Origin of the sequence: Amycolatopsis alba DSM 44262 (assembly GCF_000384215.1) — a bacterium.
Classification (GTDB): domain Bacteria; phylum Actinomycetota; class Actinomycetes; order Mycobacteriales; family Pseudonocardiaceae; genus Amycolatopsis; species Amycolatopsis alba.
The window spans coordinates 1605622-1632089 of the sequence record NZ_KB913032.1 but is presented as its reverse complement, the minus strand read 5'-3'; the positions used below and the strand labels follow the sequence as shown (position 1 = coordinate 1632089).

Below are 26468 nucleotides of genomic sequence, written 5' to 3'. Positions count from 1 at the left end.
CCCGGCGGGTTCAGGCTTTAAGTCCGGGCCCAGGCACGGACCAGCTCGCCGGCCCGCTCGCGCAAGAGCGTCGCCGCGTGCGCACGCGCGTGGTCGAGCGAAGGCGCGTGGTCGATGAGGGCGGCGCTGCCCACGACCCCGAGGCCGGCGAGCTGGCTCTCGTCCAGCTGGATCCGTCCGGCCAGCACCATCAGCGGTACCGCGTGTTCCCGCGCGCGGGCCGCGATGCCCGCCGGAGCCTTGCCGTCGAGACTCTGCTCGTCGAGTGACCCCTCGCCGGTGATGACGAGGTCGGCGCGTTCGATGGCGCCCGCGACCCCGGTGAGCCCGGCGATGAGCTGGAAACCGGATTCGACCGTCGCGCCGAGTCCCGCGATAGCCCCGGCGGCGACCCCGCCGCCCGCCCCTGCGCCCGGCAGGTCGGAGACGTCGAGAGTGCCGGCGTTCCGCAACGCCTGTGCCCAGCGGGACAGTGACTCGTCCAGCTGCTCGACCTCGCGTGGGCCCGCGCCTTTCTGCGGGCCGAAGATCGCCGCCGCGCCACGGGCTCCGAGCAGCGGGTTCGTCACGTCGGTGGCGACGGCGACCTCGACGGAACCGAGCCTGTCGCGCACCGGGCCGAGTTCGGCCGAAGCGACGCGGCCCAGTGTGCCGCCGCCGAGCCCGACCGGCGCGCCGAACGCGTCGAACACCCCGGCGCCCAGTGCCGCCAGCATCCCGGCGCCGCCGTCGGTGCTCGCGGTCCCGCCGACGGTCAGCACCAGCCGCCGCGCGCCGTTGTCGAGCGCGTGCGCGAGGAGTTCGCCGACGCCCCAGGTGTGCGCGGCGAGCGCCACGTCCGGGCTCGGCTCGACGAACTCGATCCCGCACGCGCGGGCCGACTCGACGTAGGCCGTTCCGTCCAGCAGCACGTAACTCGCGTCGACGGTGTCGTCGAGCGGCCCGCGGACCGGAAGTTCCACGAGACGTCCGCCCGCCGCGACGAGGACGTCCAGGGTTCCCTCGCCGCCGTCGGCGACCGGGCAGGCGGAGACCTCGGCCTCGGGCAGCGCGTCGCGGACGCCGTGCGCGATCGCCTGCGCGGCCTCGACCGCGGTCAGGCTTCCCTTGAACTTGTCGGGCGCGATGACCACGCGAGTCATGGACGAACCTCCGTCAGCGGTTTTCCGCCGGTGAGCACCGACGCGACGTTCTCGGCCGCGAGCACGGCCATGGCAGTACGGGTTTCGACCGTCGCCGATCCGAGGTGCGGCGTCAAGACGACGTTTTCGCGGTCCAGCAGGCGCGGTTCGACCTCGGGTTCGGCCTCGAAGACGTCGAGGCCCGCTCCGGCGATCTCCCCGGCTTCGAGCGCGTCCGCCAGTGCCGCTTCGTGGACGACGGGACCGCGTGTGGTGTTGATCAGGTACGCGCCCGGCTTCATCGACTTCAGCGCGTCCGCGTCGATGAGATGCCTGGTCTCCGGTGTCAGAGGGCAGTGCAGTGAAACGACATCGGAGCTCTTCAGCAATTCGCCGAAGGACACGTACTTCGCGCCCAAGGCCTTCTCGACGTCTTCGGCGGCCCGCGATCGTCCCGAGTAGACGATCCGCATGCCGAAACCGAGCGCCCGCCGCGCGACCGCCTGCCCGATCTGGCCGAGCCCGACGATCCCGAGCGTCTTGTCCTCCAGTCCGGAGCCCAGCAGGAACCCCAGGTGGAACGACCATGGCGTGCGCGAGCGGATCAGCCGTTCGCCCTCGCCGAGCCGTCGCGTGACCGCGAGGATCAGCCCGAACGCCAGATCCGCGGTGGCGCCGGTGAGCACGCCGGGGGTGTTGGTGACGGTGACTCCGCGTTCGGCCAGCGCCGGGACGTCGACGTTGTCGTAGCCGACGGCCACGTTCGCCACGACCTTCAGTCCGGGGCCCGCCGCGTCGGCGACCGTGCCGTCGATCCGGTCGTGCAGCATGCCGACGATCGCGGACGCGCCCCGGACGAACTCGCGCAGTTCGTCCGGCGTCAGCGGCCGGTCGGCGCGCGACAGTTTCACCTCCCCGGCTTCGGCGAGCACTTTCAGCGCTTCGTCGGGAATCCACCGGGTCACCGCGATCGTCGAGGTCACCCCGTCAGCCTAGTGTGCGGAACTTGGTATCCCAAATACGCGAATCCCCGTTATGAGGGAGGCGCTTCCCCTGCGCGGGGGAGTCGTCACGGCCGGGCGTCCCGAGATGGTTGGAGCGCGGAATGGTTCCGCGACCAGGGGATTCCAGGGGTGGAAAATGAAACGATCACGAGAACTCGCCGCCGTCGGCGCCGCGATGGTCCTCGCCACGACACTCGTCGCGGCTGGCCCGGCGTCGGGGGCCGAGGAAGGCAAGGGGAAGCCGTCCGAACCGAGCCTGGTCGGCAGCGCCAAGATGCTGCGCAAGGACGGCCAGGACGTCCGGTTCACCTTCGACGCGCACGGTCTTTTCCCGGAGAGCAGGGGGACGTTCCGGGTGAGCCACGCGGGCGGCGGGATCTCCGCCTACTTCCAGGGCCGGATCGACTGCCTGGTCGTGGGCGGCCCGGTCGCCGTGGTCACCGGCATCGTCGAGGACACGAACGTCCCGGAACTCAAGGACCGCAGGGTCGGGATGTCGGTGTACGACCACGGCAGGCGCGACCGGGTCGGCTACAGCTGGGGGCCCGATCCCGACCGGAAGTTCGTCGTGCCGCCCTGTATGAGCAGTGCGACGGTCGAGACCGGTGACTTCAAGGCCGTCGAATGGTTCCCGCCCGGCAGCGGGATCGGCTGAGCGCGACCGCGTCCTGCCGGCTTCGAACCCGGCAGGACGCACTCCGCCGGTCACGGAAACGCGCGGCCGGTCATTTTCCGGGCCTCCCGGTGTCGGACGGAGGTAGGGACCGGCATGTGGAGCGCGAGCTGCCCTTCCGTCATCACGTCGAGGCGGACCGGCCTGCGGGGGCTGAGCGAGCGGACGTCGTCGGAGAGGCGGCCTTCGCCCAGCCGGAGATCGATGTCGCGCGGGAACGTCGCGCTTCCGGCCGACAGGACGTTCGTCTGGCTGAGCGTCGAGTGCCAGGCGTCCCCGATGGTGGTGTACGAGGTGAGGTTCGAGACCCGCTCTCCGGTCGGCCGGGCGCTCTGGCGGGGTGTGGCCGCCGAGAGCGCGAGGTCGGTCCCGCCGTGGTCGTTCGCCACGTGTGCCTCGGTGCGCTCGCCGTCGATGTCGACGTCGAGGCTCGTCACCCATTTCGGGAAGCCGTAGCCGTCGCGGCCGCGGATCCGGGCGATGTCGCTGCTGACCGGCAGGGACAGCACGTAGGAGTGGAGATGGTCGTTCTTGAGGCCGGTCACGAGGTCGAAGAACCCGAACCCGCCGTGCCGGGCTGGCCGGACGGCGACGCCCACCGCGGCCTCGGTGTAGAAGTCGATGTCGCAGACGTCGTACCGGAACACCATCACCGACACCAGGCCGAGGCCGGGCGCGACCTCCAGGGATGACAGCTCGTCCGGGAGCCGTCGCCGGATCGCGCGGGAGGGGGCGGGCAAGGTCAGCCGGGCCGTCGAGATCCGGTAGTAGAAGTTGGGGGTCAGCGTGGAGCCGATCGGCGAGTCGACCCGTGTCTTGGGAAGCCGCCGGAAGAAGTCGACGCCGCTCACGCGCGGGTCGGCGGCGACGGTGTCGAGGTCGGTGTCCATGCGGTAGCGGTCGTACAGGCCGCCCTTCGGGACGTCGACCGGGTGTCCGCCCAGATCGACCCGTGTGCTCGGCGCCATCGGAGACCTCCTGAATGTGTGCAGTGCTTACATTGGGAGGCTAGAACTCGATGTGCGCACTGTCAACATTGGCGGGACCTGCCTTCTCGTCGCGGGTGCCACAACCGGAGCTCTTGTGCTATGTTCGTCTGAAGAACAAGTGTGCGCGATCCGAACAGTCCGGGAGTGGGGATGGCAGAGCTACTGTCGTTGAAGGAGGCCGTGGCGCGGCTGGTGCGTGACGGGGACACGGTCGCGCTCGAGGGCTTCACGCACCTCATTCCCGTAGCCGCCGGCCACGAGATCATCCGTCAGCGACGCACCGGCCTGACACTGGTCCGCATGACCCCGGACATCGTCTACGACCAGCTCATCGGCGCGGGCTGCGCGCGCAAGCTGATCTTCTCGTGGGGCGGCAATCCCGGTGTCGGCTCGCTGCACCGTTTTCGTGACGCGGTCCAGCATTCGTGGCCGGTGCCCTTGGAAATAGAGGAACACAGTCACGCGGGCATGGCGAATCGGTACGTCGCAGGCGCCTCGGGGCTGCCGTTCGCCGTCCTGCGGGGCTACACCGGCACCGATTTGCCCGCGCAGACGGACACGATCAAGCCCATCACCTGCCCCTTCACCGGTGAGCGGCTCGCCGCCGTCCCCGCCCTCAACCCGGACGTGACGATCGTGCACGCCCAGCGCGCCGACAGGTCCGGCAACGTCCAGATCTGGGGTATCACCGGCGTGCAGAAGGAGGCGGTGCTGGCGGCGAAGCGTTCGCTGGTCACCGTCGAGGAGGTCGTGGACGAACTGGAGCCCCGGCCGGGCGCGATCGTGCTGCCCTCGTGGGCGGTCACCGCCGTCGCCGAGGTTCCCGGCGGCGCGAGGCCGTCGTACGCGGCGGGTTACTACGAACGGGACAACGACGCCTACCAGGCATGGGACGTGATCGGCCGGGACAGGGAGAGTTTCACCCGCTGGCTCGACGAGCTGACGGGAGTGAAGGCATGACCGGCTACACCTCCGACGAGATGATGAGCGTCGCCGCCGCCCGCGCGCTCGGCGACGGGATGTCCTGTTTCGTGGGTATCGGCCTGCCCAGCACGGCCGCGAACCTGGCCCGTCGCGGGCACGCGCCGGATCTCACGCTGATCTACGAATCCGGCTGCCTCGGCGCCAAACCGACCAGGCTCCCGTTGTCCATCGGCGACGGCGAACTCGCCGACACGGCGGACGCCGTGGTCAGCGTGCCCGAGGTCTTCAACTACTGGCTCCAGCCCGGCCGGATCGACGTCGGTTTCCTCGGCGCCGCCCAGCTGGACAAGTTCGGCAACATCAACACCACCGTCATCGGCCCCGACTACGCCAACCCCAAGGTGCGCCTCCCCGGAGCGGGCGGGGCGCCGGAGATCGCCGCGTCCTGCCGCGAGGTGTTCGTGGTGCTCCGGCAGAGCACCCGCACGTTCGTCGAGAAGGTCGACTTCGTGACCTCGTTCGGCCACGGCTCCGGCAAGGGCGACCGCGAGCGCCTCGGCCTCCCCGGCGCCGGGCCGACGCTGGTGGTCACCGACCTCGGACTGATGCGGCCCGACCCCGAGACCGCCGAGCTCACGCTCACCGAACTGCACCCAGGGGTCGAGGTGGATCAGGTCGTCGAGGCGACCGGGTGGAAACTGAAGGTGTCCGGCGACCTGGCGACCACCCCGGCGCCGACCGAGGCAGAACTCCGCATCCTCCGAGACCTCAAAAGGGCGAGCGCATGACCGACGTCTTCCTGTTCGACGCCATCCGTACCCCGTTCGGCAAGTACGGCGGCGCCCTGTCCGGGGTCCGCCCGGACGACCTCGCCGCCACCGTGCTGCGGTCGCTGGCCGAGCGCAACGACCTCGACCCGGCCACCGTGGACGAGGTCGTGCTCGGCGACGCCAACGGCGCGGGCGAGGACAACCGCAACGTCGCGCGGATGGCGGCGCTGCTGGCGGGCTGGCCGACGACCGTGCCCGGTGCCACGGTCAACCGGCTGTGCGGCTCCGGCCTCGACGCGGTCATGCAGGCGAGCCGGTCGGTGCAGGTCGGCGACGCTTCGCTCGCCGTCGCCGGCGGGGTCGAGTCGATGAGCCGCTCACCGCTGGTCATGCAGAAGCCGGAGAAGGCCTTCCCCGCGGGCAACCAGACGCTGCATTCCACCGCGCTGGGCTGGCGCATGGTCAACCCGAAGATGCCCGAGCAGTGGACGGTCTCGCTCGGTGAGTCCACCGAGCTGCTCGCCGAGCGCTACGGCATCGGCCGCGACGAACAGGACGCGTTCGCCGTCCGCAGTCACGTCAACGCCGCCCGCGCCTGGGACGAGGGGTTCTACGACGATCACGTCGTCCCCGTCGAGGGCGTCGAACTCACTCGTGACGAAGGCATCCGGCCGGACTCCAGCCAGGAGAAACTCGCGAAGCTCAAGCCCGTCTTCCGTCCACAAGGGACGGTCACGGCCGCGAACGCGTCGCCGCTCAACGACGGCGCTTCCGCGCTGCTGCTCGGTGACGAGGCGGCGGGGAAGCGGCTCGGCAAGGCTCCGCTGGCCCGGATCGCCGGCCGGGGCGCGGCGGGCGTCGACCCCGACGTCTTCGGCATCGGCCCGGTCCGCGCGGCCGAGATCGCCCTGGAACGGGCCGGGATCGGCTGGGAAGACCTGGCGGCGGTCGAACTGAACGAGGCCTTCGCCGCGCAGTCGCTGGCCTGCCTGCGCGACTGGTCGAAGCTCGACCCGGAGATCGTCAACGTGAACGGCGGCGCGATCGCGATCGGGCATCCGCTGGGTGCCTCCGGCGGCCGGATCCTCGGCACCCTGGCCCACCACTTGCGCCGCACCGGTGGCCGGTGGGGGCTGGCGGCCATCTGCATCGGCGTCGGCCAGGGGCTGGCCGTCGTCCTCGAAGCCCGGTGACCCACTGACTCGCGCTGGAGGGAACAGCATGTCCGCACCCGCAGAACTGAGGCTCCCGCGCTACCGGCGCGATCCGGAGGGCACGCATCCGCCGCTCGACCACGCCGGTTACCGGTCGACGGCGCTGAGGCACCCTCAGGAACCACTGATCGTGCTCCCGCATCTGCTGACCGAGGTCACCGGGCCCGCACTGGGGCCGGGACGGATCGGCGAGTTCGACAACGACCTCACCAAGGGACACCCCGGTGAGCCACAAGGACAGCGGATCATCGTCACCGGACGGCTGCTCGACGGTGACGGGCGGCCGATCCGGGACTCGCTCGTGGAGGTCTGGCAGGCGAACGCGGGCGGCCGGTACCGGCACACCGGCGACCGCTGGCCGTCGCCGATCGACCCCAACTTCGACGGCGCGGGCCGGACACTGACCGACGGTGAAGGCCGCTACACCTTCACCACCATCAAACCCGGCGCGTACCCGTGGAAGAACCACGACAACGCCTGGCGGCCGGCGCACATCCACTTCTCCGTCTTCGGCAGCGCCTTCACCCAGCGGCTGGTCACCCAGATGTACTTCCCGGAAGACCCGCTGTTCTCGCAGGACCCGATCTTCAACTCCATCCCGGACGAGAAGGCACGGCAGCGGATGATCGCGCGGTTCGACCTGGACCGCACCGAAGCCGAGTGGGCGCTGGCCTTCCAGTTCGACATCGTCGTCCGCGGCCGCGAAGCGTCGGTCTTCGAAGACGAGGAGGACGAGCACTGATGCCGGAGACGACGCCTTCCCAGACCGTCGGCCCGTACCTGTCCATCGGCCTGCCCTGGCCGGACGGGCCGGACGTCGTCCCCGCGGGTGAACCGGCCGCGATCCGTATCCACGGCCGGGTCTTCGACGGCGCGGGCGACCCCGTCCCGGACGCGATGATCGAGACCTGGCAGGCCGACGCCGACGGCCGGTTCGATCACCCCGACGACCCGCGCGGAGCCGTCGCGAGCGGGTTCCGGGGCTTCGGGCGCTGCCCGACCGACCCCGGCGGCCACTACGAGATCAGGACGATCATGCCCGGCTCGCTGCCCGGTCCGGCGGGCAGCACACAGGCGCCGCATATCGACGTCTCGGTGCTCGCCCGCGGTCTCCTGCATCGCGTCGTCACCCGGATCTACTTCGAGGACAACGACAACTCCGAGGATCCGGTGCTGGCCTCGGTCCCGGAATCCCGCCGGGGCACCTTGATCGCCACGAAGACCGGTGAGGGCTACCGGTTCGACGTCCGGCTGCAGGGCGAGGGGGAGACGGTGTTTTTCGATGTCTAGGTTTTCGATGTCCGGGCCGGTCAAGGTGTACAGCGTCGCGGAAGGGCCCGCGGACGGCCCTGCCGTGGTGTTCAGCGGATCGCTCGGCAGTGACCACCGCATGTGGGATCCGCAGGTGAAACCCTTGGTGGAAAAGGGTTTCCGGGTGATCCGCTACGACACCCGCGGGCATGGCGCGTCCCCGGTCCCGCCGGGGCCGTATGCGATCGAGGATCTCGGCGGTGACCTGCTCGCGCTGCTCGACGAGCACGGCGTCGCCAGCGCCCACGTCGTCGGGCTTTCGCTCGGCGGGATGACCGGGATGTGGCTCGGCGTGAACGCGCCGGACCGGATCGGGAGTCTCGTGCTGTGCTGCACGTCCGCGAAACTCGGGCCGCCGGGAATGTGGGCGGACAGGGCGAAGACGGTCCGGGAGAACGGCACCGGCTCGGTCGCCGAGGCCGGGGTCGGCCGCTGGCTCACCCCTGGCCACGTCGCCGCGCATCCCGAGCGGGCCGAGTTCCTGCGCGAGATGATCGCGAACGTCCCCGCCGAGGGATACGCGGCGTCCTGCCAGGCCATCGAGCGGATGGACCTCGTCGACGACCTGCCCAAGATCACGGCGCGGACCCTGGTCATCGCCGGTGCCGAGGATCCGGCCACCCCGGTCGAACACGCCGAGGTGATCGCGGGCGGCATCCCGGACGCGCGGCTCGAAGTCGTCGAAGGCGCCGCGCACCTGGGAAGTTACGAACAGCCGGAGCGGTTCACCGCGCTGATCCTCGAACACCTGGAGGTGGCTCGATGAGCGAAGACCCTTACGAGACCGGCATGCGGGTGCGCCGCGAGGTCCTCGGGGACGCGCACGTCGATCGGGCGGTGGCGCGCACCACCGAGTTCAGCCGCCCGTTCCAGGACTACATCACCCGTGGTGCGTGGGGCTCGGTCTGGTCGCGTGACGGGCTCGACCGCAAGACCCGAAGTTGCGTCACGCTGGCCGCGCTCACCGCGCTGCATGCCCACGACGAGCTCGCGATGCACGTCCGGGCCGCGGTCCACAATGGACTCAGCGCGCAGGAGATCTCGGAGGTGCTGCTGCACACCGCCGTCTACGCGGGTGCCCCGGCCGCCAACGCGGCGTTCGCCGTAGCCCAGCGGGTGCTGGCCGAACTAGGTGAGCCTGCGGCTCAGGAGAAGGAGGGCGGTTAGGGTTCTTCCATGGACGAAGGCGAGGTGACCGAGCGCGGAGCGCACCATGTCCAGTCGCTGGAGCGCGGGCTGGCGGTGATCAAGGCGTTCAACGCGGAGGCGGCGGAACTCACGCTGAGCGACGTCGCCCGGTCCACCGGGCTGACCAGGGCGGCCGCCCGCCGGTTCCTGCTCACCCTCGTCGACCTGGGATATGTGCGCACGGACGGCAAGTACTTCTCGCTCACCGCACGGGTCCTCGAACTCGGCTACTCATACCTGTCGAGCCTGTCGCTGCCGGAGGTCGCCCAGCCGCATCTCGAACGGCTGTCCGCCGACGTGCACGAGTCGAGTTCGGTCTCGGTGCTCGAAGGCCTGGACATCGTGTACGTCGCGCGGGTGGCCGTTTCACGGATCATGACCGTCAGCATCAACGTCGGCACCCGGTTCCCGGCCCACGCGACGTCGATGGGACATGTGCTGCTGGCCGACCTCGAAGGCGAAGACCTGCACGGCTACTTCGACGCGGCCAAGCTCGAGAAGCTGACCGCGTACACGCTGACCAGGCAGAAAGACCTCATCGCCGAGCTGGAGCGGGTGTACCGGCAGGGCTACGCGATGGTCGACCAGGAACTCGAAGAGGGTCTCCGTTCGATCGCCGCCCCGATCCGGGACCGGCGCGGCAAGGTCGTGGCCGCGGTCAACCTCTCCACCCACGCCAGCCGCACGACGCCGGAATCGGTCGAGCGTGAACTGCTGCCGTCGCTGCTCGCGGCCGCACGCGCCATCGAGACCGACCTGGCCTCGGCACCGCCGGCCAGGGCCGGAAACACGAAGGCGAGGCATGGCTGAGGTCGCCGGGCTGCTGCTCGCGGCCGGGGCCGGGCGCCGGTTCGGCGGGCCGAAGGCACTGGCCGTCCTCGACGGCGAGCCGTTCGTCGTCCGGGCGCTGCGAGTGCTCACCGACGCAGGCTGCGCGCCGGTCCGGGTGGTGCTGGGTGCGTCGGCCGACGAAGTCCGCGCCCTTCTGCCCGAACCCGAGTGCGCCGTCGTCGCCGAAGACTGGGAGTCCGGCATGGGCGCGTCCCTGCGCGCGGGGCTGAGAGCCTTGGAGCCGACCGGTGTCGAAGCCGCCGTCGTGCACCTCGTGGATCTGCCCGGCGTCGGCGCCGAAGTGGTGCGCCGGGTCGCGGCCGGGGCAGGCGAGAACACCGTCGCGCGCGCCGCCTACGACGGCGTCCCCGGCCATCCCGTCGTGCTCGGCCGCCGCTGGTGGCCGGAGATCGTGGCGGGCGCGTCCGGGGACAAGGGTGCGCGGGACTGGCTCAGAGGGCGTCAGGACCTGCGCCTCGTCGAATGCGGCGACCTCGGCACCGGACACGACGTGGACCGCCGCGAGGATCTTCCAGGCTGATCTCCGGCCCGCCGGGGCTTACGATCGGGACGTGACCGTCGAATCTCCGGAGAAACTGGCCGAAGCCCTCGAATCGGTCGGCTATCTCGCCGACGACGGCATCGCCACGGCGGGGTTCCTCGCTCTCCGGCTCGGCCGCCCGCTGTTCTGCGAGGGCGAACCGGGCACCGGAAAGACCTCGCTCGCCTTGGGACTGGCCGAAGCGCTCGGCCTGCCGCTCATCCGGCTCCAATGCCACGAGGGAATCGACGCGGCACAGGCACTGTACGAATGGGACTTCCCCCGCCAATTGCTGCATCTGCGGGCGCTCGAAGCCGCCGGTGACGGCGGTCTCGACGTCGAGACCGCGGAACAGTCCCTCTACACCGAACGTTTCCTGCTTTCCCGGCCGCTGCTGAAGGCCTTGCAGACAGCGCCGTGTGTGCTGCTGGTCGACGAGATCGACCGCGCCGACGACGAGTTCGAAGCCTTCCTGCTGCAACTCCTCGACGAGAACGCGGTGACGATCCCCGAGTTCGGCGAGGTGCGCGCCGAACATCCGCCGCTCGTGGTGCTCACCTCCAACCGGACGCGGGAGGTGCACGACGCGCTGAAGCGCCGCTGTCTCTACCACTGGCTCGAACACCCGGACCTCGGCCGCGAGATCGAGATCCTGCGCCGCAAGATCCCGGACCTGGGCGAAGAGCTCGCGGCGCAGGTCGCGACGGCGGTGCACCGGCTCCGGGCGATGGAGCTGCTGAAGCCGCCAGGGGTGGCGGAATCCCTGGACTGGGCTCAGGCCCTGCTCGCCTTGGGAATGTCCGCATTGGACGCCGCGGCCGGCGCGCGGACGCTCGGCTCGGTGCTCAAGTACAGCGAGGACCTCGACAGGGTCCGCGCCAAACTGGACAAACTGCTCGCCTGAACGTCAGCGGCGTCGCAGTGACGCGTCGAGCAGGGCGGGCGGGGTGTCGTTCTTCTCCTCCGGGGCGAGATCGGTGCCGGGGGCGACGATCTCGTCGATCGCGTCCAGGATGTCCGCCGAAAGCACCGTGTCCGCGGCGGCGAGCTGCGACTCCAGATGCGTCAGGGTGCGGGGTCCGATGATCGCGCTCGTCACGCCCGGATGCGCGACGACGAAGCCGAGCGCGAGCTGGATCAGGCTCAGTCCCGCCTGGTCGGCGACCTTCGCCAGCCGCTCGACGGCTTCGAGCCGGGCCCGGTTGCCGGGCCGGGTCAGATCGAAACGCTGCGGCAGGACCGCCGAACGATGCGTGCTGATCTCGCGGCCTTCCCGGATCGCACCGGACAGCCAGCCGGACGCCAGCGGGCTCCAGACCAGCACGCCCATCCCGTATTCCTCGGTCACCGGCAGCACATGCGTTTCGCTGCCGCGCTGCAGGATCGAGTAGCCGGGCTGCTCGGTGACATACCGGCCAAGGCGGTGTTCGCGGGCGGCCCACTGTGCCTGCACGATCCGGTACGCGGGGAAGGTCGACGAGCCGAAGTAGCGGATCTTCCCCTCGCGCTGAAGATCGGTCAGCGCCGAGAGCGTCTCCTCGTCGCTGGTCTTCGGATCCCAGCGGTGGATCTGGTAGAGGTCGACGTGATCGACCCCGAGGCGGCGCAGGCTGTTGTCCAGTTCGGTGACCAGCCAGCGGCGTGAAGCGCCCTGATGGTTGCGCTCGACGCCCATCGGCAGGGTCGCCTTCGTGGCCAGCACGATGTCTTCGCGGCGACCGGCGATGGCCTTGCCGACCATCTTCTCCGACTCGCCGGCGCTGTACATGTCGGCGGTGTCGATGAAGTTGATCCCGCCCGCCAGCGCGGCGTCGACGATGGCGGTGGCCTCGTCCTGGGTCGTGCGCCCGATCGCGCCGAAGTTCATCGCGCCGAGCGCGAGGGTGCTGACCTGCACGCCGGTCCTGCCCAAGGTGCGGTACTGCATGACGGTGTCCTCCATGGCAAGATGAGCAAGCGGAACGTTGCTCCGCTAACGATACGGAGCACTGTTCCGTTTGGCAACCGGTAGCGAAGAAGGAGTGGCGTGATGGGCGAAGAGGGCACCAAGGCCAAACGTGCGGACGCCCGGCGCAACGAGAAGACCCTGCTCGACGCGGCCGCCGCCGTCTTCGTCACTTCGGGCGTGGAGGCACCGGTCCGCGACATCGCGGCCGAGGCGGGGGTCGGGATGGGCACGATCTACCGGCATTTCCCGACCAGGGCAGATCTCATCATCGCCGTCTACCGGCACCAGGTCGACGCCTGCGCCGAAGCCGGGCCGGAACTGCTGGCGTCGAGCGCTTCGCCATACGAGGCTCTACGCCGCTGGATCGACCTCTTCGTCGATTTCCTGGTCACCAAACATGGCCTCGCGGCGGTGCTGCAGTCGGACAACGCCGGGTTCGAGACGCTGCACGCCTACTTCCTCGACACCCTCCTGCCCGTCTGCGCCCGGTTGCTCGACGCGGCGGCGGAGGCCGGCGAGATCCGCTCCGACCTGCAGGCGATCGAAGTCATGCGCGGGGTCGGGAACCTCTGCATCGGCGCCGAAACCGATCCCCGCTACAACGCGCGCAAGATGGTCGGGGTGCTCATCGCGGGCCTGAAATCCTAGCCGTTGAGCATCTTCAGGTACCCGTTCTCCCACGCGACGGGGTCCGCGTCGTAGCCGACGTACTGCGAAGTTCCCTTCGGTGTCACGTAAGTACGGCCCGCCGCGGCGCCGTCCTGTCGCACGTCGACCTTCGCCCGCCGCAGCTTCACGGGGCTCACGGCGTCGAGCACCTCGGACGAGGTGAGCGTGTCCCACCAGAACGCCGACCCGTCCTGGACGTAGGGTGCGAGATCAGGCTGCGTGACGATCGCGTGCACCAGTTTCGCTTCCGCGGTCCGGCCTTCCCGGCCCAGTCGCTCCACATAGGACGGTGTGATCGGGACGTCGTTCGTGGCGTCCAGCGGAACGATGTCGACGCGGCGGAGCCCGGCGAAGACCTTGCCCGCCGAAGCGGGGTCGAGCCACATGTTGACTTCCTGGGTCCCGTCGAACTTCGCCGCGTCCGGGCCGAACACGTTGCCGGGGACGTCGAAAGCGCCGCCCATCACCGAAAGCCGCGAAATCCGCTGTGCCACACCGGGAACCTCCATGGCCTTCGCGACATTCGTGAGCGGGCCGGTCGCGATCACGACGACCGGCCGGGCGGACTTCAGCACCGTCGCGGCGAGGAGCGTCGACGCCCGGATCCGTGACGGACGATCAGGGACGCCCGCGTCGCCGAGCGCGCCGTTGAGGATGCTTTCGGTCCAGGCGCGGCTGTCCGCGGGCATCGGGTTCACGCCGGTGTCGGAACCGTCGGCGACCGGAATGCCGGAGAGGCCGCATTTCCCGAGCGTCGTCCGCACGTGGGTCAGCGCCCGTCCGGGAATCCCTGCGCCGTTGTTGGTGACGGTGACCGCGCGAAGGTCGATACGGTGTTGTTTGTGCGCCTGGCAGAGATACGCGAGCGTCGCGATGTCGGCGAAGTCGGAGTCGCCGTCGTACACGACCGGGACCGGCGAAGAAGCTGGGGCCGCCGAGGCGGCGGGGGCGGCGGACGCGCCGACGACACAGGCGAGCAGGACGGCGAGCACGGCACGGGGCGGGAACATGGCGTCACCGTAGCGAGAATCCACGCCAGGACCTAGGTCCTCTTCTGAACCGGATACGTGGCGACGGCCCATCCGGCGCGCTACAACTCGACTATGGAACGTACACAGTGTTGTGTGGTGGGGGGCGGTCCGGCGGGGATGGTGCTCGGGCTCCTGTTGGCACGAGCCGGGGTCGAGGTCACCGTTCTCGAGAAGCACAAGGACTTCTTCCGGGATTTCCGCGGCGACACGGTGCATCCCCCGACGCTGATGCTGCTCGACGAACTCGGGCTCGGTGACCGGTTCGCGGAACTGCCGTCGAAACGGCTGGAGAAGATGCGGATGATGTTCGGCGACGCGACGATCGTCGCCGCCGACTTCAGCCGGATTCCAGGGCCGCACAAGTACATCGCGATGGTCCCGCAATGGGACTTCCTGAATCTGCTCGCCGAAGCCGCGGCCGGGGAACCGACGTTCACGCTGAAGATGGGGGCGGAGGTGACCGGCCTGCGCGAGGGCGGCGGCGTGCGCTATCGCGATCCGGACGGCGCCGAGCGGGAACTGGCCGCGACGCTCGTGGTCGGCTGCGACGGCCGCGATTCGCTGATCCGCGCGGAAGCGGGACTCGTGCCGCGGGAGTACGACGTGCCGATGGACGTCTGGTGGGTCCGGGTCCCCAAACTCGAAGACACCGGCAAAGAGGCCCAGGTGTTCGGCCGTTTCGCGAACGGCCTCGCCGGTATGACGATGGACCGCGGCGACTACTACCAGACGTCGTACCTGATCAGGAAGGGGCAGGACGAGGCGCTGCGTGCGGAGGGGATCGAGAAGTTCCGCGAACGGATCGGCGGCCTGTTCGGCTGGGGAGCGGGCGAACTCGCCGCGATCCGCGATTGGGACGACGTCAAACTGCTGAAGGTCCGGATGTCCAAGCTCCGGCACTGGTACTCCCGGCGGGTGCTCTGCATCGGTGACGCCGCGCACGCGATGTCGCCGGCCGGCGGGATAGGTGTCAACATCGCGGTCCAGGACGCCGTGGCGGCCGCGCGGATCCTCGCCGCCCCGCTGCGGCGCGGCACACTGACCGCGCGAGACCTCGCCCGCGTGCAGCGACGGCGCGCCGCGGTCGTTTCGCTCCTCCAGAAGCAGCAGTTGGCGGAGCACAAGATGCTCATCGAGCCCGCCCTCGACGGGACTCTGAACGAGCGGACCGTCCCGCTGCCGCTCCGGGCTTCCGATCGCTTTCCGCAGCTCACCGCCATCGCGGCGGTCCTGGGCGGAATCGGCCCTCTTCGCGAGAAAACTCCGGCCTTCGCGCGCCGCTGACCTCGTGGGCACAATGGAGGGGTGAGCGATCCACTGGCGGGATTCGTCGGCTTCGCGGAGGCCTTGCGCGAAGCCGGTTTGCCGTGCGACGCGCACCGGGTCCAGGCGTACCTCGCGGCCGTCGGCGAGGTCGATCTCGCCGATCCCGAGCAGCTCTACTGGGCCGGACGGCTGACGCTGTGCGCCGACCCCGACGACCTCCCTCGTTACGACGCCGCTTTCGACAGCTGGTTCACCGAAAAGAAAGCCGGACCACGACGCCGAGCGCGGGCGACGCCACCGAAGCGCGTGAAGATCGCCGCGCTCGCGCAAGCACCGGGCCAGGGCGAGTCCGGCGCGGAGCCGGACCAGCTCCGCGTGGCGGCGAGTGAGGACGAGCTCCTGCGTCACCGAGATCTCGCCGAGCTGAGCGTGGCCGAACGCGCTCATCTGCGGGAACTGCTCGCGAAGCTGCGCCCGGCCCTTCCGCCGCGGTCGTCACCGCGCCGCCGCGCCGCCCGGCGGGGCACTCTCGACCCGTCGCGCACGCTCCGGGCGATGCTCGCGGGCGGCGGCGAGCCTGTGCACCTGGCTTATCAGCGAAAGGGCACCAAACCCCGTCGTCTCGTCTTCCTGATCGACGTGTCCGGCTCGATGGGGCCGTACGCCGACGCCTTGCTGCGGTTCGCGCACGTCGTCGCCCGGCGTGCTCCGGGCCGTGTCGAAGTGTTCACCTTGGGTACCCGGCTCACCAGGGTGTCCCGCCAGCTCCGGCTCCGCGATCCCGAGCACGCGATGCTCGCCGCGGCCGCCGCGGTCCCGGATTTCGCGGGCGGGACCCGGCTCGGCGAGACCTTGCGGGCCTTCCTCGACCGCTGGGGACAACGCGGCGTGGCCAGGCGGTCCGTGGTCACCGTGTTCTCCGACGGCTGGGAACGGGGCGACCCCGGTCTGCTCGGCGAACAGCTCGCCAGGCTGCGACGGCTCGCGCACGTCGTATTCTGGGTGAATCCGCACGCGGGGCGGGCAGGTTACGCTCCCGTGCAGTCCGGCATCGTGGCCGCGCTCCCGTACCTCGATCGGCTGCTCGCCGGGCACAGCATGGCCACATTGGAACGACTGCTGGTGGAGATCGCCGATGCGTGACGTACTGGACGAACTGCACCGCCGCTGGGCGGCAGGCGATACGGTGGGGGTCGGCACGGTGGTGGCGACGTTCTCGTCGGCGCCCCGGAGCCCCGGCGCGGCGATGCTCGTCGCCCCGGACGGCACGGTCACCGGAAGCGTCTCCGGCGGCTGCGTCGAGGGCGCTGTCTACGAACTCGCGCAGCAGGTGGTCGCCGATCGCGCGCCCGTGCTGCAGCGCTACGGCGTCAGCGACGACGACGCGTTCGCCGTCGGGCTGACCTGCGGCGGGATCATCGACATCTACGTCCAGCACGTCGACCGCGACTCGATGCCGGAACTCGGCGACGTCGTCGAATCGGTCCACAGTGGAGAGCCGGTCGCCGTGGTCACGGTGATCGAGCACGAACAGGAGGGCCTGGTCGGCGAGCATCTGATCGTCTGGCCGGACCGGGTCGCCGGTTCGCTCGGTTCGTCGCGGATGGACGACGCCGTCGTGGACGACGCGCGCGGCATGCTCGTCGCCGGCCGCACGGGCACCCTGCACTACGGGCCGGACGGGCAGCGTCGCGGCGAGGGCATGACGGTCTTCGTCAACTCCTTCGAACCGCCCGCGCGCCTGCTGGTCTTCGGCGCGATCGACTTCGCGGCCGCGATGGCCAAGATGGGCGCGTACCTCGGCTACCAGGTCACCGTCTGCGACGCGCGGCCCGTGTTCGCGACGAAGAGCCGCTTCCCCGACGCGCACGAAGTCGTCGTCGACTGGCCGCATCGCTACCTGAAGGCCGAGGCCGACGCGGGCCGGATCGACCGCCGCACCGCGATCGCCGTGCTCACCCACGATCCGAAGTTCGACGTGCCGCTGCTGAAAGTCGCGTTGCGCCTCGACGTCGGTTACGTCGGCGCGATGGGTTCGCGCAAGACGCACGATGACCGATTCTCGCGGCTGCGCGAGGCCGGGGTCACCGAGGCGGAGCTCGAACGGCTGTCCTCGCCGATCGGCCTCGACCTCGGCGCGCGAACCCCGGAGGAGACCGCGGTGTCGATCGCGGCGGAGATCATCGCGCTGCGGTGGAGCGGTTCCGGATCACGGCTCGCCGAACTCACCGGCCGGATCCACGGCTGACACCGGGCACCGGGACGGCCTGGCTGGACTTGACCACCTCGAAGGCTGGCAAGGTCTCGAACCGTTTGACGTGCTCCTCGAACAGTTCCCTGGCCAGGTACCGGCTCGCCTTGAGATCCGCGGTGAGCAGGACGACGACGTAGTCCCACTGCCCGACGATGCTGTAGCAGTGCTGGACCCGCGGTTCGGCCAGCATGCGCTCGCGGAACGCGGTGTGGTGCTTCACGTCGTCGTCGGTCAGCGCGACCAGGACGACCGACGTCATCCCGGCGCCCAGCGCCTCCGGATCGAGCACGGCGACCTCGGCGCGGATCACGCCCGAGGCGCGCAGCCGGGTCAGCCGCCGCTGGACGGCGCTCGGGGAGAGGCCGACGGCGTCACCCAGGTCGTGCAGCGGGCGGGCCGCGTCGGCCTGGACCAGGTCGAGCAGCAGGTGGTCGATCTCGTCCAAGGTCACGCAAGAATATTGCACGCGGGCGGGAAAATTTACAATCGGCGTGATCGTCTTCCGGCCTAGCTTGGGCGTCATGACCGACATCGACCTGCAACTGGACCACGTCGCCGAGGCGGCGAAGGTGATCGATCCCGTGTTCCTGGACTCCCCGCAGTACGAAGACGGACAGCTGAACGACCGGCTCGGGCGGCGTGTCCTGGTGAAGGTCGAGACGCTGAATCCGTTGCGCAGCTTCAAAGGCCGCGGCGCGGACTACTTCGCCGCCGGGCTGGAGCCGGGTACGACGATGGTGTGCGGCACCAGCGGCAACTTCGGGCAGGCCGTCGCGTTCGCCGCCCGGAAGCACGGCCTGCGGGCGGAGGTCTTCGTCCCCGCCACCGTCTCCCCGGTCAAACTGCGCCGGATCAAGGCACTGGGCGCGCGGGCGCGCCGGGTCGACGGCGAGGTGAAGGTCGCCGCGGCCGCCTTCGCCGCCGAAGCCCCGGACCGCGTCTTCGTCGTCGACGGCCGGGAGCCCGCGATCTCCGAGGGGGCGGGCACGATCGGCCTGGAACTGGCTCGGGAAAGCGGGATCGACATGGTGGTCCTCCCGGTCGGCGACGGCGCGCTGATCGCCGGGGTCGCGCTCTGGCTCAAGGCGCATTCCCCGGACGTCCGGATCGTCGGCGTCGGGAGCGAATCCGCGCGGGCGATGATGACGAGCTGGCGGGCGGGGGAGCCGATCACCGTCGACCGGACCGGCTCGTTCGCGGCCGGTATCACGATCACGTCGCCGGAGCCGGAATCCGTGCGGCGGCTGGGGTCGCTGGTCGACGACTTCGTGCTGGTCGGCGACGACGATCTCCGCGCGGCCATGCGGCTGGGCGCGGAAACCCTCGGCGTCCTCCCGGAACCCGCGGGCGCCGCCGGTCTGGCCGCGCTGACCGTGCACGATCTTCCGGGGGACCGGGTCGCCACCGTGATCACGGGCGCGAACGCCGAGCTGCCTCGTGAGTGGTAAGTGTCGTTCTCTTGAGAGGTAAGGCGAACGTGGCGTGCTCGCCCGCTCGCGTGGCTGCCGGTTCCGGGTGTCGCGAAAGCCACTTTCGGGACGTCTGATGTCTCGAAAGTGGCTTTCGCGACACGGGCTTTCGCGTCGCTGGGTGCTGCCGGAGCGCTGGGTCGTGAGTAGGCAGGTGAATGCCTCCGGGAGCTGGGTGTTGCGAAAGCCACTTTCGCAACGTTGAAGGTTGCGAAAGTGGCTTTCGCAACGCCCCCGGCGGGGCCATCTGCCCGGCGGCAGCGGTCACCCGGACGACACGCGGCGGCACCCGGCTGCGTCGTGTGTCGTCCCTCCGGTCACGCGTGTCGTCCGTCTGATCACACGTGCCGTCCATCCGGTCACGCGAACCCGCCCGACGCGACCAGTATCGAATGGACACTCGCCCTCTTCCGCATCTGCGCCCCTTTCCCGTCGCTGGCAACGCATCTGCGGACTCGCGGTCGAGTCACCCCTGTCGGGGGTTGTCCCCGCCGAGTAGAAGTAGCACGCTCGGCTGTGAGTCCGATCACGGTCGCTCCGGGGTCGGTGCGTGACAACCGAATGAACCGGCCGCTCCCGAACGACCCCGGACCAGCGCGGGGTTTCTCTTGCTTTTGGAGGCCTGATGCGCATCACCGTCACCGTCGACGGCACCAGCTACACAGACGACGTCGAACCCCGGACCCTGCTCGTGCACCATCTGCGCGAACGGGTCGGGAAGGTAGGCACCGTGGTCGGTTGCGACACCAGCAACTGCGGGGCCTGCACCGTCCACCTCGACGGGCACAGCGTGAAATCCTGTTCGGTCCTCGCGGTCCAGGCCGACGGCTGCGAGGTCACCACTGTCGAAGGACTGGCCCGTGACGGCGAACTGCATCCGGTGCAGAAGGCCTTCCACGAGAATCACGCGCTCCAGTGCGGTTTCTGCACTCCCGGCATGATCATGCAGTCGATCGACCTCCTCGCCGACAATCCCGATCCGGACGAAAAAGCCGTCCGAGAAGGACTCGAAGGGAACCTGTGCCGCTGCACGGGTTACCAGAACATCGTCCGCGCGGTGCGTGACGCCGCCCATCAGATGCGGCCCGGCGCCGGTCCCGAAGCCGAGCGGCTCGCCTCGGACACCGCTTCCCGTGTCGGCGCGGGTGGTGAGTGATGACCTCCACGATCGAGCCGGAGGTCGGGAAGGCCCGCCGCCGCAAGGAGGACGAGCGCCTCATCACCGGCAGGACCCGCTGGACCGACAACCTGACCCTCCCCGGCATGCTGCATCTCGCAGTGCTCCGCAGTCCGTTCGCGCACGCCAAGATCGTCTCGATCGACGTCGGCGAGGCGAAGTCCGCGCCAGGAGTGGTCGCGGTGTTCACCGGGAAGGACCTCGACCCGGAAAGCGCCATCGGCATGCCGTGCGCGTGGCCGATCACCCCGGACATGAAATCGCCGCGCAGGCCCATCCTCGCCTCGGACACGGTGAACTTCGCCGGCGAGGGCGTCGCGGTGGTCGTGGCCCGGACCTCGGCCGAAGCGCATGACGCGCTCGAAGCGATCGACGTCGACTACGACGAACTGCCGGTCGTGCTCGGTCTCGAGAACGCGCTCGCCGAGGGCGCGCCGCTGGTGCACGAAGATCTCGGGACCAACGAGAACGCCGTGTGGGTCTTCGACTCCGCCGCGGCGGGCACGGGTTCCGACGTCGAGGACGCGATCGCGAACGCCGAGGTCGTGCTCAAGCGGCGGTTCCGTCAGCAGCGGCTGGTCCCGGCGTTCATGGAGCCGCGGGCGTGCGTCGTCGACCCGACAGGCAGCCAGCTGGTCATGTGGTCGGCCACTCAGGTCCCGCACATCCTCAAGACGATGACCGCGGCCACGCTCGGCCTGCCCGAGCACAAGGTGCGGGTGATCGCGCCGGACGTCGGCGGCGGTTTCGGCGGCAAGATCGCCGTCCTGCCCGAAGAGATGATGGCGACGCTGATCGCCCAGCGGCTCGGCAAACCGGTCAAGTGGACCGAGTTCCGTTCGGAGACGATGGTCGCCGCGCACCACGGCCGCGACCAGATCCAGGACCTCACCATCACCGCGAACCGCGACGGCACGGTGACCGGCCTCAAGGTCGAACTGCTCGCCGACATGGGCGCGTACCTCGGTCTCGTCGGCCCCGGTGTGCCGATCCTCGGCGCGTTCATGTTCAACGCGATCTACAAGTTCCCGGCGTATCACTTCGCCTGCACCAACGTGTTCACCAACACCACGCTCACCGACGCCTATCGCGGCGCCGGGCGGCCGGAGGCCACGTTCGGGATCGAACGGATCATGGACGAACTCGCCGTCGAACTGGGCATGGACCCGATGGAGCTGCGCGAGAAGAACTGGATCAAGCACGAGGAGTTCCCGTTCACCACGGTCGCCGGGCTGACCTACGACTCGGGCAACTACGAAGCCGCGACCCAGAAGGCCAAGGAACTCTTCGACTACGACGGCCTCCGCCGCGAACAGAAGGAGCGGCGGGACTCGGGTGACCCGGTCCAGCTCGGCATCGGCATCTCGACGTTCACCGAGATGTGCGGTCTCGCGCCGTCGCGGGTGCTCGGCTCGCTGGACTACGCGGCGGGCGGCTGGGAACACGCCGAGATCCGGGTGCTGCCCACCGGCAAGATCGAGGTGATCACCGGCGCCTCCGCGCACGGCCAGGGCCACGAGACGGCGTGGAGCCAGATCGTCGCCGACAAACTCGGCGTCCCGTTCGAGGACATCGAGGTCATCCACGGAGACACCCAGTCCTCGCACAAGGGCATGGACACCTACGGCTCCCGGTCGCTCGTGGTCGGCGGGATCGCGGTGGTCAACGCGGCGGACAAGGTGCTCGCCAAGGCCAAGCCGATCGCCGCACATCTGATGGAATGCGCGGAGGACGACCTCGAATTCGCGGCGGGCAAGTTCTCGGTCAAGGGCACGGATTCCGCGACGTCCATCCAGGACATCGCGTGGGCCGTGTTCTCGGCGCACAACCTGCCGGACGGCGTCGAACCCTCGCTGGATTCGGCGGACACGTTCGATCCGGAGAACTTCTCCTTCCCGCACGGCACGCATCTGTGCGCGGCCGAGGTCGACACCGAGACCGGACGCGTGAAGCTGCGCTCGTACGTCTGCGTTGACGACGTCGGCGTGGTCGTCAATCCGCTGATCGTCGAGGGCCAGGTACACGGCGGGCTCGCGCAGGGCATCGCGCAGGCGCTGTTCGAAGAAGCCGTCCACGACGAAGGCGGGACGCTGACCACCGGGACGTTCGCCGACTATCTCCTGCCGTCGGCGGCGGATCTGCCCCATTTCACCACCGACCGCACCGAGACCCCGTCGACCACGAATCCGTTGGGCGCCAAGGGAGTCGGCGAGGCGGGAACGATCGCCTCGACCCCGGCGGTGGTCAACGCCGTGGTCGACGCCGTCCGGCACTTCGGGGTGAACGACATCGAAATGCCGTTGACCCCGATGCGGGTCTGGCACGCCGTCCGGCACGGGTCGTCCGCCGAGGGCGGGCTGGGCTCCGAAGCAGGCGGCGGTCTCGGTTCGATCGACGCCACCGGAGGTGTGCAGTGATCCCGGCCCCGTTCGACTACGTCGCTCCGTCCACAGTGGACGAAGCGGTCGCAGCCCTCGCCGAAGCGGGCGAGGACGCGAAAGTGCTGGCCGGCGGGCAAAGCCTGCTGCCGGTGCTGCGGATGCGGCTCGCCACGCCGACCACGCTGGTCGACCTTGGGAAAGTCGGCGAGCTGCGCGGGGTCCGCGAGGACGGCGACGCGCTGGTCATCGGCTCGATGACCACGCATTACGACGTCCAGCGGGACACGCTGGTCGCCGAGCACGCCGCGCTGCTCAAGGCCGCCACCGACACGGTGGCCGATCCGCAGATCCGCCATCGCGGCACGTTCGGCGGCGCCATCGCGCACGCCGACCCCGCCGGTGACCTGCTGGCTCCGGTCCTCGCGCTCGGCTGCGAACTCGTCGTCGCCGGGCCAGGCGGGCGGCGGACGATCGCCGCGGCGGACTTCTTCCAGGACATGTTCACCACCGCGCTCGCCGCGGACGAGATCCTGGTCGAGGTCCGGGTGCCGAAGCACACCGGCTGGCGCGCCCACTACGAGAAGTTCAACCGGGTCGCGCAGGCGTGGTCGATGGTCGCGGTCGCGGCCTGCGTCCGCACCGAGGCGGGCACCATCGAGGAGGCGCGGGTCGCGCTCACCAACATGGGCTCGACACCGGTGCGGGCGACCGCGGTCGAGGCGGCCTTGGTCGGCTGCGCGGCCACCGCCGAGGCGATCCGCGGGGCGGCGGAACACGCGGCCGAGGGCACGAACCCGACGGCCGACGGCAACTCCGACGTCGAATACCGGCAGCACCTCGCGCGCGTGCTGACCGGCCGGGCGGTTCTCGCCGCGGCAGGGTCCTAGAGAGAAGGGAGGTCGGCCCGTGCGGCTCGACCATGAGTTCACCGTTCCCGCCCCGGTCGGCGAGGTCTGGAAGGCCGTCGTCGACCCGGAACGGGTGGCGCCGTGCATGCCGGGCGCCACCGTCACCGAGGTCGACGGGGACGCCTTCAAAGGCACGGTGAAGGTCAAGCTCGGGCCGATCTCCCTGCTCTACAAGGGCGCCGGCCACTTCGTCGAGAAGGACGCCGAAGCAAGGAGAGTGGTGATCAAGGCTTCCGGCAAGGACGCGCGCGGAGCGGGTACGGCGTCGGCGACGGTGACGCTCACGCTGACGGAGAAGGACGGGCTCACCCACGGCGCCGTCGCCACGGAGCTGGCGGTCACCGGTAAACCCGCGCAGTTCGGCCGCGGGATGATCTCCGAGGTCGGCGGCAAGATCCTCGACTCGTTCGCGGACTGCCTGTCCGGCAAGCTCGCCACCGCTCCCGAGCCGGAGGAACGGCCGCCGTTGAAAGCGGTCAAGCCGGTCACGGAGGGCGAGGCCATCGATCTGATGGAGTACGCGGGCGAGTCCGTGGTCAAACGGGTGGCACCGGTGCTGGTGGCCCTCGCCGGAGTGCTCCTGATCGTGGCGATCGTGCGGGCTGTGACGCAACGCGCGAAATAGCGTGGCCCCTCCGCTGTTGAACCCGGTATGAAGGCGGATCACGAAGTCGACGTGGCGGTGATCGGGGCGGGCCAGGCCGGTCTGTCGGCGGCGTATCACCTGCGCCGCGCGGGATTCGCCAACGAGGCGGGGTTCGTCGTGCTCGACCACGGCAAACGGCCCGGCGGCGCGTGGCAGTACCGCTGGCCCTCGCTGATCGTGGAGAAGGTCCACGGCATCTACGACCTGCCGGGGATGGCTTTCGGCACCCCGGATCCGAAACTGCCCGCCGCCGACGTCGTCTCCGAATACTTCGGCCGCTTCGAGCGCACCTACGACCTCCCCGTCCATCGCCCCGTCGACGTCCTGTCGGTGAGCGCCGAGGGCGAACGGCTGGTGGTGGCGAGCGCGGCCGAAACCTGGGCGGCGCGTGCGGTGATCAGCGCGACCGGCACCTGGGACCGGCCGTTCTGGCCGTACTATCCCGGCCAGGAGACCTTCCGCGGCCGCCAGCTGCACACCGCCGACTACACCGGCGCCGGCGACTTCCGCGGCAAGCGCGTGGTCGTGGTCGGCGGCGGCGCGTCGGCCGTGCAGCTGCTGCTGGAGATCGCGCCCTTCGCGCGTTCGACCCGCTGGGTGACCCGGCGGCCGCCGGTTTGGCGCGAAGAGCCGTTCAGCGAGGACTGGGGTCGTGAAGCCGTCGCCAAGGTCGACAGGCGGGTCCGGGAGGGCCTGCCGCCGAAAAGCGTCGTCAGCGTGACCGACCTGGCCGTGACGCCCGAGGTCCGGGCGGGCCTGGACGCGGGAATCCTCGACCGCCACCCGATGTTCCAGCGGCTCACCCCGGACGGTGTGCGGTGGGCGGACGGCACCTTCGAACCCGCCGACATCATCCTGTGGGCCACCGGGTTCCGTGCCGCCGTCGACCATCTCGCGCCGCTGCACCTTCGCGCGTCCGGCGGAGGTATCCGGATGGACGGCACCCGCGTCGTCGCCGAACCGCGCCTGCACCTGGTCGGCTACGGCCCGTCCGCCAGCACCGTCGGCGCGAACCGGGCGGGCCGCGCGGCCGTCACCGAGATCCGGCGCCTGCTCGGACGCTGAGGTCGTCGAGGATCGCGGCGAGTTCGGCGGGCTCGCGGAAGAACCCGGCGTGACTGCTTTTGAGCTCGCGCACGTCGAACGGGTTGTCCGGGGTGAGCGCGTCACCCTCGGCGATGTAGAGCTCCTGGATGGCGAGCGGCATGGAACGGTCCTCGGTCAGTTTGACGAACGTGTGCGGGATCCGGCCCCAGGAGTCCTTGTCGGCGCGATGATCCCACTCGGGCCCGGCAAACCAGAACACCTCGTCCGGCTGGCTCGTGACGACGACCCGGAGGAACTCCTCCTCGGTGAGTTCACCGGAGATGGCGTCCCGCAGCGCGGCCCGCTGCGCGCGATCGGCGCCGCGCCAGTTCACCCGGATGAAGCCCTGGCGCACCGGGTCGCCGATCATGAGCGGCGCCGTCGCGGCGAACAGGGCGGCGGACGACCACGCGGGCAGCGCCGGGTACTCGCCGGGATGGCGTTCCACCGGGCACTGGGCGGCGACGTAGACGACCCGGTCGATCAGTTCGGGGATCGCGTTGGCGGCGGCGGTGACCGGGAGCCCGCCGAAGCTGTGCGCGACCAGGACGACCGGGCCGTGGTGACGCACCCGCTGGACGGCGTCGACGACCGCCCCGGTGAAGTCGTCCGCGGTCAAGCCGCTCATGGCCGACGGCTCCGCCGCGAAGGTCGCGAGGTCCTGTTCGTGATAGGCACGGGTGAATCCCGCGCCCCGGCCGGGGAGGTCGAGCGCGAGTGTCCGATGCCCGCGTGACGCCATCTCCCGCTGGGTGGCCGCCCAGGCGTGTGCCGAACTTCCCGAACCGTGCACGAAGACGAAAGTGGGAATCATGCCTTCGAGTGTGGCGGATCGGGTGCACCCGGAGAGATTCTCGGCCCCAAAGGGCGGAAAAGAATGGTCGGCCGGGCGCGCTCATTCCGTTTATCGGCATGCGAGAAGCGGTTTTCCGCCTGGTGAATACACCGCCCTCGTTTGTCAGGGAAATTCCAGTCGGAGAACTTTCGGGCGGTTCTCCTCGCCGCCCGTATCTCGGGAAGCCCCGTGTCACTCCTTTGCTTCGTGGTTCGCGAGCAGCGCGTCGGAA

At 70.0% G+C, this 26468-nt stretch carries 28 protein-coding genes; 21 read left to right on the top strand and 7 right to left on the bottom strand.

Annotated elements, in window-relative coordinates:
* Positions 1-17: 17 nt before the first annotated feature.
* Complete coding sequence (locus tag AMYAL_RS0107505; RefSeq protein WP_026466834.1) at positions 18-1142, bottom strand: glycerate kinase; 1125 nt, start codon at positions 1140-1142, stop codon at positions 18-20.
* The gene (locus tag AMYAL_RS0107500; protein ID WP_020630694.1) at positions 1139-2104 is read right to left on the bottom strand and encodes a 2-hydroxyacid dehydrogenase; all 966 of its coding nucleotides are present in this window, start codon (positions 2102-2104) and stop codon (positions 1139-1141) included. The genes AMYAL_RS0107505 and AMYAL_RS0107500 overlap by 4 nt, the downstream gene beginning before the upstream one ends.
* A gap of 157 nt (positions 2105-2261) precedes the next feature.
* On the opposite strand from AMYAL_RS0107500, the gene AMYAL_RS0107495 reads away from it, so the two are divergent.
* Positions 2262-2780: a hypothetical protein gene (locus AMYAL_RS0107495; protein WP_020630693.1), complete on the top strand. Its 519-nt coding sequence runs from the start codon at positions 2262-2264 to the stop codon at positions 2778-2780.
* Between the two features lie 50 nt (positions 2781-2830).
* Here AMYAL_RS0107495 and AMYAL_RS0107490 read toward each other — a convergent pair whose 3' ends face one another.
* Positions 2831-3766 carry an acetoacetate decarboxylase family protein gene (locus tag AMYAL_RS0107490; RefSeq protein ID WP_020630692.1) on the bottom strand — a complete coding sequence of 312 codons (936 nt, stop codon included), beginning with the start codon at positions 3764-3766 and terminating at the stop codon, positions 2831-2833.
* Positions 3767-3937: 171 nt separating this feature from the next.
* Between AMYAL_RS0107490 and AMYAL_RS0107485 the strand changes: the two genes are divergently transcribed.
* The 10 genes from AMYAL_RS0107485 to AMYAL_RS0107440 are packed head-to-tail and all read left to right on the top strand — an operon-like array spanning position 3938 to position 11470.
* A complete protein-coding gene (locus AMYAL_RS0107485; RefSeq protein ID WP_026466833.1) occupies positions 3938-4747 on the top strand; it encodes a CoA transferase subunit A in 810 nt (269 codons plus the stop codon).
* Entirely contained in the window at positions 4744-5499 is a 756-nt protein-coding gene (locus tag AMYAL_RS0107480) for a CoA-transferase subunit beta (RefSeq protein WP_020630690.1), read from the top strand. The genes AMYAL_RS0107485 and AMYAL_RS0107480 overlap by 4 nt, the downstream gene beginning before the upstream one ends.
* The gene (locus AMYAL_RS0107475) at positions 5496-6674 is read left to right on the top strand and encodes a thiolase family protein (RefSeq protein ID WP_020630689.1); all 1179 of its coding nucleotides are present in this window, start codon (positions 5496-5498) and stop codon (positions 6672-6674) included. The genes AMYAL_RS0107480 and AMYAL_RS0107475 overlap by 4 nt, the downstream gene beginning before the upstream one ends.
* A gap of 28 nt (positions 6675-6702) precedes the next feature.
* Positions 6703-7437: a protocatechuate 3,4-dioxygenase subunit beta gene (gene pcaH / locus AMYAL_RS0107470; protein ID WP_020630688.1), complete on the top strand. Its 735-nt coding sequence runs from the start codon at positions 6703-6705 to the stop codon at positions 7435-7437.
* Positions 7437-7985, top strand: coding sequence for a protocatechuate 3,4-dioxygenase subunit alpha (gene pcaG / locus AMYAL_RS0107465; RefSeq protein WP_020630687.1), 549 nt, complete (start codon positions 7437-7439; stop codon positions 7983-7985). Before pcaH ends, pcaG begins: the two co-directional genes overlap by 1 nt.
* 7 nt (positions 7986-7992) lie before the next feature.
* Positions 7993-8772: a 3-oxoadipate enol-lactonase gene (pcaD, locus tag AMYAL_RS0107460; protein WP_020630686.1), complete on the top strand. Its 780-nt coding sequence runs from the start codon at positions 7993-7995 to the stop codon at positions 8770-8772.
* Positions 8769-9173, top strand: coding sequence for a 4-carboxymuconolactone decarboxylase (gene pcaC / locus AMYAL_RS0107455; protein WP_020630685.1), 405 nt, complete (start codon positions 8769-8771; stop codon positions 9171-9173). Before pcaD ends, pcaC begins: the two co-directional genes overlap by 4 nt.
* Before the next feature lie 9 nt (positions 9174-9182).
* Positions 9183-10004, top strand: coding sequence for an IclR family transcriptional regulator domain-containing protein (locus AMYAL_RS0107450; protein WP_020630684.1), 822 nt, complete (start codon positions 9183-9185; stop codon positions 10002-10004).
* Positions 9997-10566: a nucleotidyltransferase family protein gene (locus AMYAL_RS0107445; protein ID WP_020630683.1), complete on the top strand. Its 570-nt coding sequence runs from the start codon at positions 9997-9999 to the stop codon at positions 10564-10566. The genes AMYAL_RS0107450 and AMYAL_RS0107445 overlap by 8 nt, the downstream gene beginning before the upstream one ends.
* 31 nt (positions 10567-10597) lie before the next feature.
* Positions 10598-11470 (top strand): AAA family ATPase, encoded by an 873-nt coding sequence (locus tag AMYAL_RS0107440; RefSeq protein WP_020630682.1) that lies wholly within the window; start codon positions 10598-10600, stop codon positions 11468-11470.
* Positions 11471-11473: 3 nt separating this feature from the next.
* Here the strand turns inward: AMYAL_RS0107440 and AMYAL_RS0107435 are convergent, their stop codons facing one another.
* Complete coding sequence (locus AMYAL_RS0107435) at positions 11474-12493, bottom strand: aldo/keto reductase (protein WP_026466832.1); 1020 nt, start codon at positions 12491-12493, stop codon at positions 11474-11476.
* Between the two features lie 102 nt (positions 12494-12595).
* On the opposite strand from AMYAL_RS0107435, the gene AMYAL_RS0107430 reads away from it, so the two are divergent.
* Complete coding sequence (locus tag AMYAL_RS0107430; RefSeq protein WP_020630680.1) at positions 12596-13162, top strand: TetR/AcrR family transcriptional regulator; 567 nt, start codon at positions 12596-12598, stop codon at positions 13160-13162.
* Here the strand turns inward: AMYAL_RS0107430 and AMYAL_RS0107425 are convergent.
* Entirely contained in the window at positions 13159-14217 is a 1059-nt protein-coding gene (locus AMYAL_RS0107425) for a nucleoside hydrolase (protein WP_245192823.1), read from the bottom strand. The genes AMYAL_RS0107430 and AMYAL_RS0107425 overlap by 4 nt on opposite strands.
* Positions 14218-14286: 69 nt before the next feature.
* On the opposite strand from AMYAL_RS0107425, the gene AMYAL_RS0107420 reads away from it, so the two are divergent.
* Genes AMYAL_RS0107420 through AMYAL_RS0107410 form a run of 3 tightly spaced genes read left to right on the top strand, consistent with a single transcriptional unit; the run spans position 14287 to position 17728 of the window.
* Positions 14287-15498 carry an FAD-dependent oxidoreductase gene (locus AMYAL_RS0107420; protein WP_084702101.1) on the top strand — a complete coding sequence of 404 codons (1212 nt, stop codon included), beginning with the start codon at positions 14287-14289 and terminating at the stop codon, positions 15496-15498.
* A gap of 21 nt (positions 15499-15519) precedes the next feature.
* Entirely contained in the window at positions 15520-16623 is a 1104-nt protein-coding gene (locus tag AMYAL_RS0107415) for a vWA domain-containing protein (protein ID WP_020630677.1), read from the top strand.
* Entirely contained in the window at positions 16616-17728 is a 1113-nt protein-coding gene (locus AMYAL_RS0107410) for an XdhC family protein (RefSeq protein ID WP_020630676.1), read from the top strand. Before AMYAL_RS0107415 ends, AMYAL_RS0107410 begins: the two co-directional genes overlap by 8 nt.
* Here the strand turns inward: AMYAL_RS0107410 and AMYAL_RS0107405 are convergent.
* Entirely contained in the window at positions 17706-18185 is a 480-nt protein-coding gene (locus tag AMYAL_RS0107405; protein ID WP_020630675.1) for an Lrp/AsnC family transcriptional regulator, read from the bottom strand. The genes AMYAL_RS0107410 and AMYAL_RS0107405 overlap by 23 nt on opposite strands.
* A gap of 70 nt (positions 18186-18255) precedes the next feature.
* Here AMYAL_RS0107405 and AMYAL_RS0107400 point away from each other — a divergent pair, with 70 nt between their 5' ends.
* From AMYAL_RS0107400 to AMYAL_RS0107375, 6 genes are all read left to right on the top strand, one after another.
* The gene (locus AMYAL_RS0107400; protein WP_039793855.1) at positions 18256-19182 is read left to right on the top strand and encodes a threonine ammonia-lyase; all 927 of its coding nucleotides are present in this window, start codon (positions 18256-18258) and stop codon (positions 19180-19182) included.
* Between the two features lie 646 nt (positions 19183-19828).
* A complete protein-coding gene (locus AMYAL_RS0107395; protein WP_020630673.1) occupies positions 19829-20359 on the top strand; it encodes a (2Fe-2S)-binding protein in 531 nt (176 codons plus the stop codon).
* Positions 20359-22797: a xanthine dehydrogenase family protein molybdopterin-binding subunit gene (locus tag AMYAL_RS0107390; RefSeq protein ID WP_020630672.1), complete on the top strand. Its 2439-nt coding sequence runs from the start codon at positions 20359-20361 to the stop codon at positions 22795-22797. The genes AMYAL_RS0107395 and AMYAL_RS0107390 overlap by 1 nt, the downstream gene beginning before the upstream one ends.
* Positions 22794-23648, top strand: a complete 855-nt coding sequence (locus AMYAL_RS0107385; RefSeq protein ID WP_020630671.1) for an FAD binding domain-containing protein — start codon at positions 22794-22796, stop codon at positions 23646-23648. The genes AMYAL_RS0107390 and AMYAL_RS0107385 overlap by 4 nt, the downstream gene beginning before the upstream one ends.
* A gap of 19 nt (positions 23649-23667) precedes the next feature.
* A complete protein-coding gene (locus tag AMYAL_RS0107380) occupies positions 23668-24294 on the top strand; it encodes an SRPBCC domain-containing protein (protein WP_020630670.1) in 627 nt (208 codons plus the stop codon).
* 27 nt (positions 24295-24321) lie between these two features.
* Complete coding sequence (locus tag AMYAL_RS0107375; protein WP_020630669.1) at positions 24322-25380, top strand: NAD(P)-binding domain-containing protein; 1059 nt, start codon at positions 24322-24324, stop codon at positions 25378-25380.
* Here the strand turns inward: AMYAL_RS0107375 and AMYAL_RS0107370 are convergent.
* Positions 25349-26215, bottom strand: coding sequence for an alpha/beta hydrolase (locus AMYAL_RS0107370; RefSeq protein ID WP_020630668.1), 867 nt, complete (start codon positions 26213-26215; stop codon positions 25349-25351). The genes AMYAL_RS0107375 and AMYAL_RS0107370 overlap by 32 nt on opposite strands.
* Between the last annotated feature and the right edge of the window lie 253 nt (positions 26216-26468).

Excerpts from the sequence above, each read along its gene's own strand:
- AMYAL_RS0107505 (WP_026466834.1), bottom strand. The coding sequence starts at position 1,142 with ATGACTCGCGTGGTCATCGCGCCCGACAAGTTCAAGGGAAGCCTGACC.
- AMYAL_RS0107495 (WP_020630693.1), top strand. The coding sequence starts at position 2,262 with ATGAAACGATCACGAGAACTCGCCGCCGTCGGCGCCGCGATGGTCCTC.
- AMYAL_RS0107490 (WP_020630692.1), bottom strand. The coding sequence starts at position 3,766 with ATGGCGCCGAGCACACGGGTCGATCTGGGCGGACACCCGGTCGACGTC.
- AMYAL_RS0107485 (WP_026466833.1), top strand. The coding sequence starts at position 3,938 with ATGGCAGAGCTACTGTCGTTGAAGGAGGCCGTGGCGCGGCTGGTGCGT.
- AMYAL_RS0107480 (WP_020630690.1), top strand. The coding sequence starts at position 4,744 with ATGACCGGCTACACCTCCGACGAGATGATGAGCGTCGCCGCCGCCCGC.
- AMYAL_RS0107475 (WP_020630689.1), top strand. The coding sequence starts at position 5,496 with ATGACCGACGTCTTCCTGTTCGACGCCATCCGTACCCCGTTCGGCAAG.
- pcaH (WP_020630688.1), top strand. The coding sequence starts at position 6,703 with ATGTCCGCACCCGCAGAACTGAGGCTCCCGCGCTACCGGCGCGATCCG.
- pcaG (WP_020630687.1), top strand. The coding sequence starts at position 7,437 with ATGCCGGAGACGACGCCTTCCCAGACCGTCGGCCCGTACCTGTCCATC.
- pcaD (WP_020630686.1), top strand. The coding sequence starts at position 7,993 with ATGTCCGGGCCGGTCAAGGTGTACAGCGTCGCGGAAGGGCCCGCGGAC.
- pcaC (WP_020630685.1), top strand. The coding sequence starts at position 8,769 with ATGAGCGAAGACCCTTACGAGACCGGCATGCGGGTGCGCCGCGAGGTC.
- AMYAL_RS0107450 (WP_020630684.1), top strand. The coding sequence starts at position 9,183 with ATGGACGAAGGCGAGGTGACCGAGCGCGGAGCGCACCATGTCCAGTCG.
- AMYAL_RS0107445 (WP_020630683.1), top strand. The coding sequence starts at position 9,997 with ATGGCTGAGGTCGCCGGGCTGCTGCTCGCGGCCGGGGCCGGGCGCCGG.
- AMYAL_RS0107435 (WP_026466832.1), bottom strand. The coding sequence starts at position 12,493 with ATGCAGTACCGCACCTTGGGCAGGACCGGCGTGCAGGTCAGCACCCTC.
- AMYAL_RS0107430 (WP_020630680.1), top strand. The coding sequence starts at position 12,596 with ATGGGCGAAGAGGGCACCAAGGCCAAACGTGCGGACGCCCGGCGCAAC.
- AMYAL_RS0107420 (WP_084702101.1), top strand. The coding sequence starts at position 14,287 with ATGGAACGTACACAGTGTTGTGTGGTGGGGGGCGGTCCGGCGGGGATG.
- AMYAL_RS0107410 (WP_020630676.1), top strand. The coding sequence starts at position 16,616 with ATGCGTGACGTACTGGACGAACTGCACCGCCGCTGGGCGGCAGGCGAT.
- AMYAL_RS0107400 (WP_039793855.1), top strand. The coding sequence starts at position 18,256 with ATGACCGACATCGACCTGCAACTGGACCACGTCGCCGAGGCGGCGAAG.
- AMYAL_RS0107395 (WP_020630673.1), top strand. The coding sequence starts at position 19,829 with ATGCGCATCACCGTCACCGTCGACGGCACCAGCTACACAGACGACGTC.
- AMYAL_RS0107390 (WP_020630672.1), top strand. The coding sequence starts at position 20,359 with ATGACCTCCACGATCGAGCCGGAGGTCGGGAAGGCCCGCCGCCGCAAG.
- AMYAL_RS0107375 (WP_020630669.1), top strand. The coding sequence starts at position 24,322 with ATGAAGGCGGATCACGAAGTCGACGTGGCGGTGATCGGGGCGGGCCAG.
- AMYAL_RS0107370 (WP_020630668.1), bottom strand. The coding sequence starts at position 26,215 with ATGATTCCCACTTTCGTCTTCGTGCACGGTTCGGGAAGTTCGGCACAC.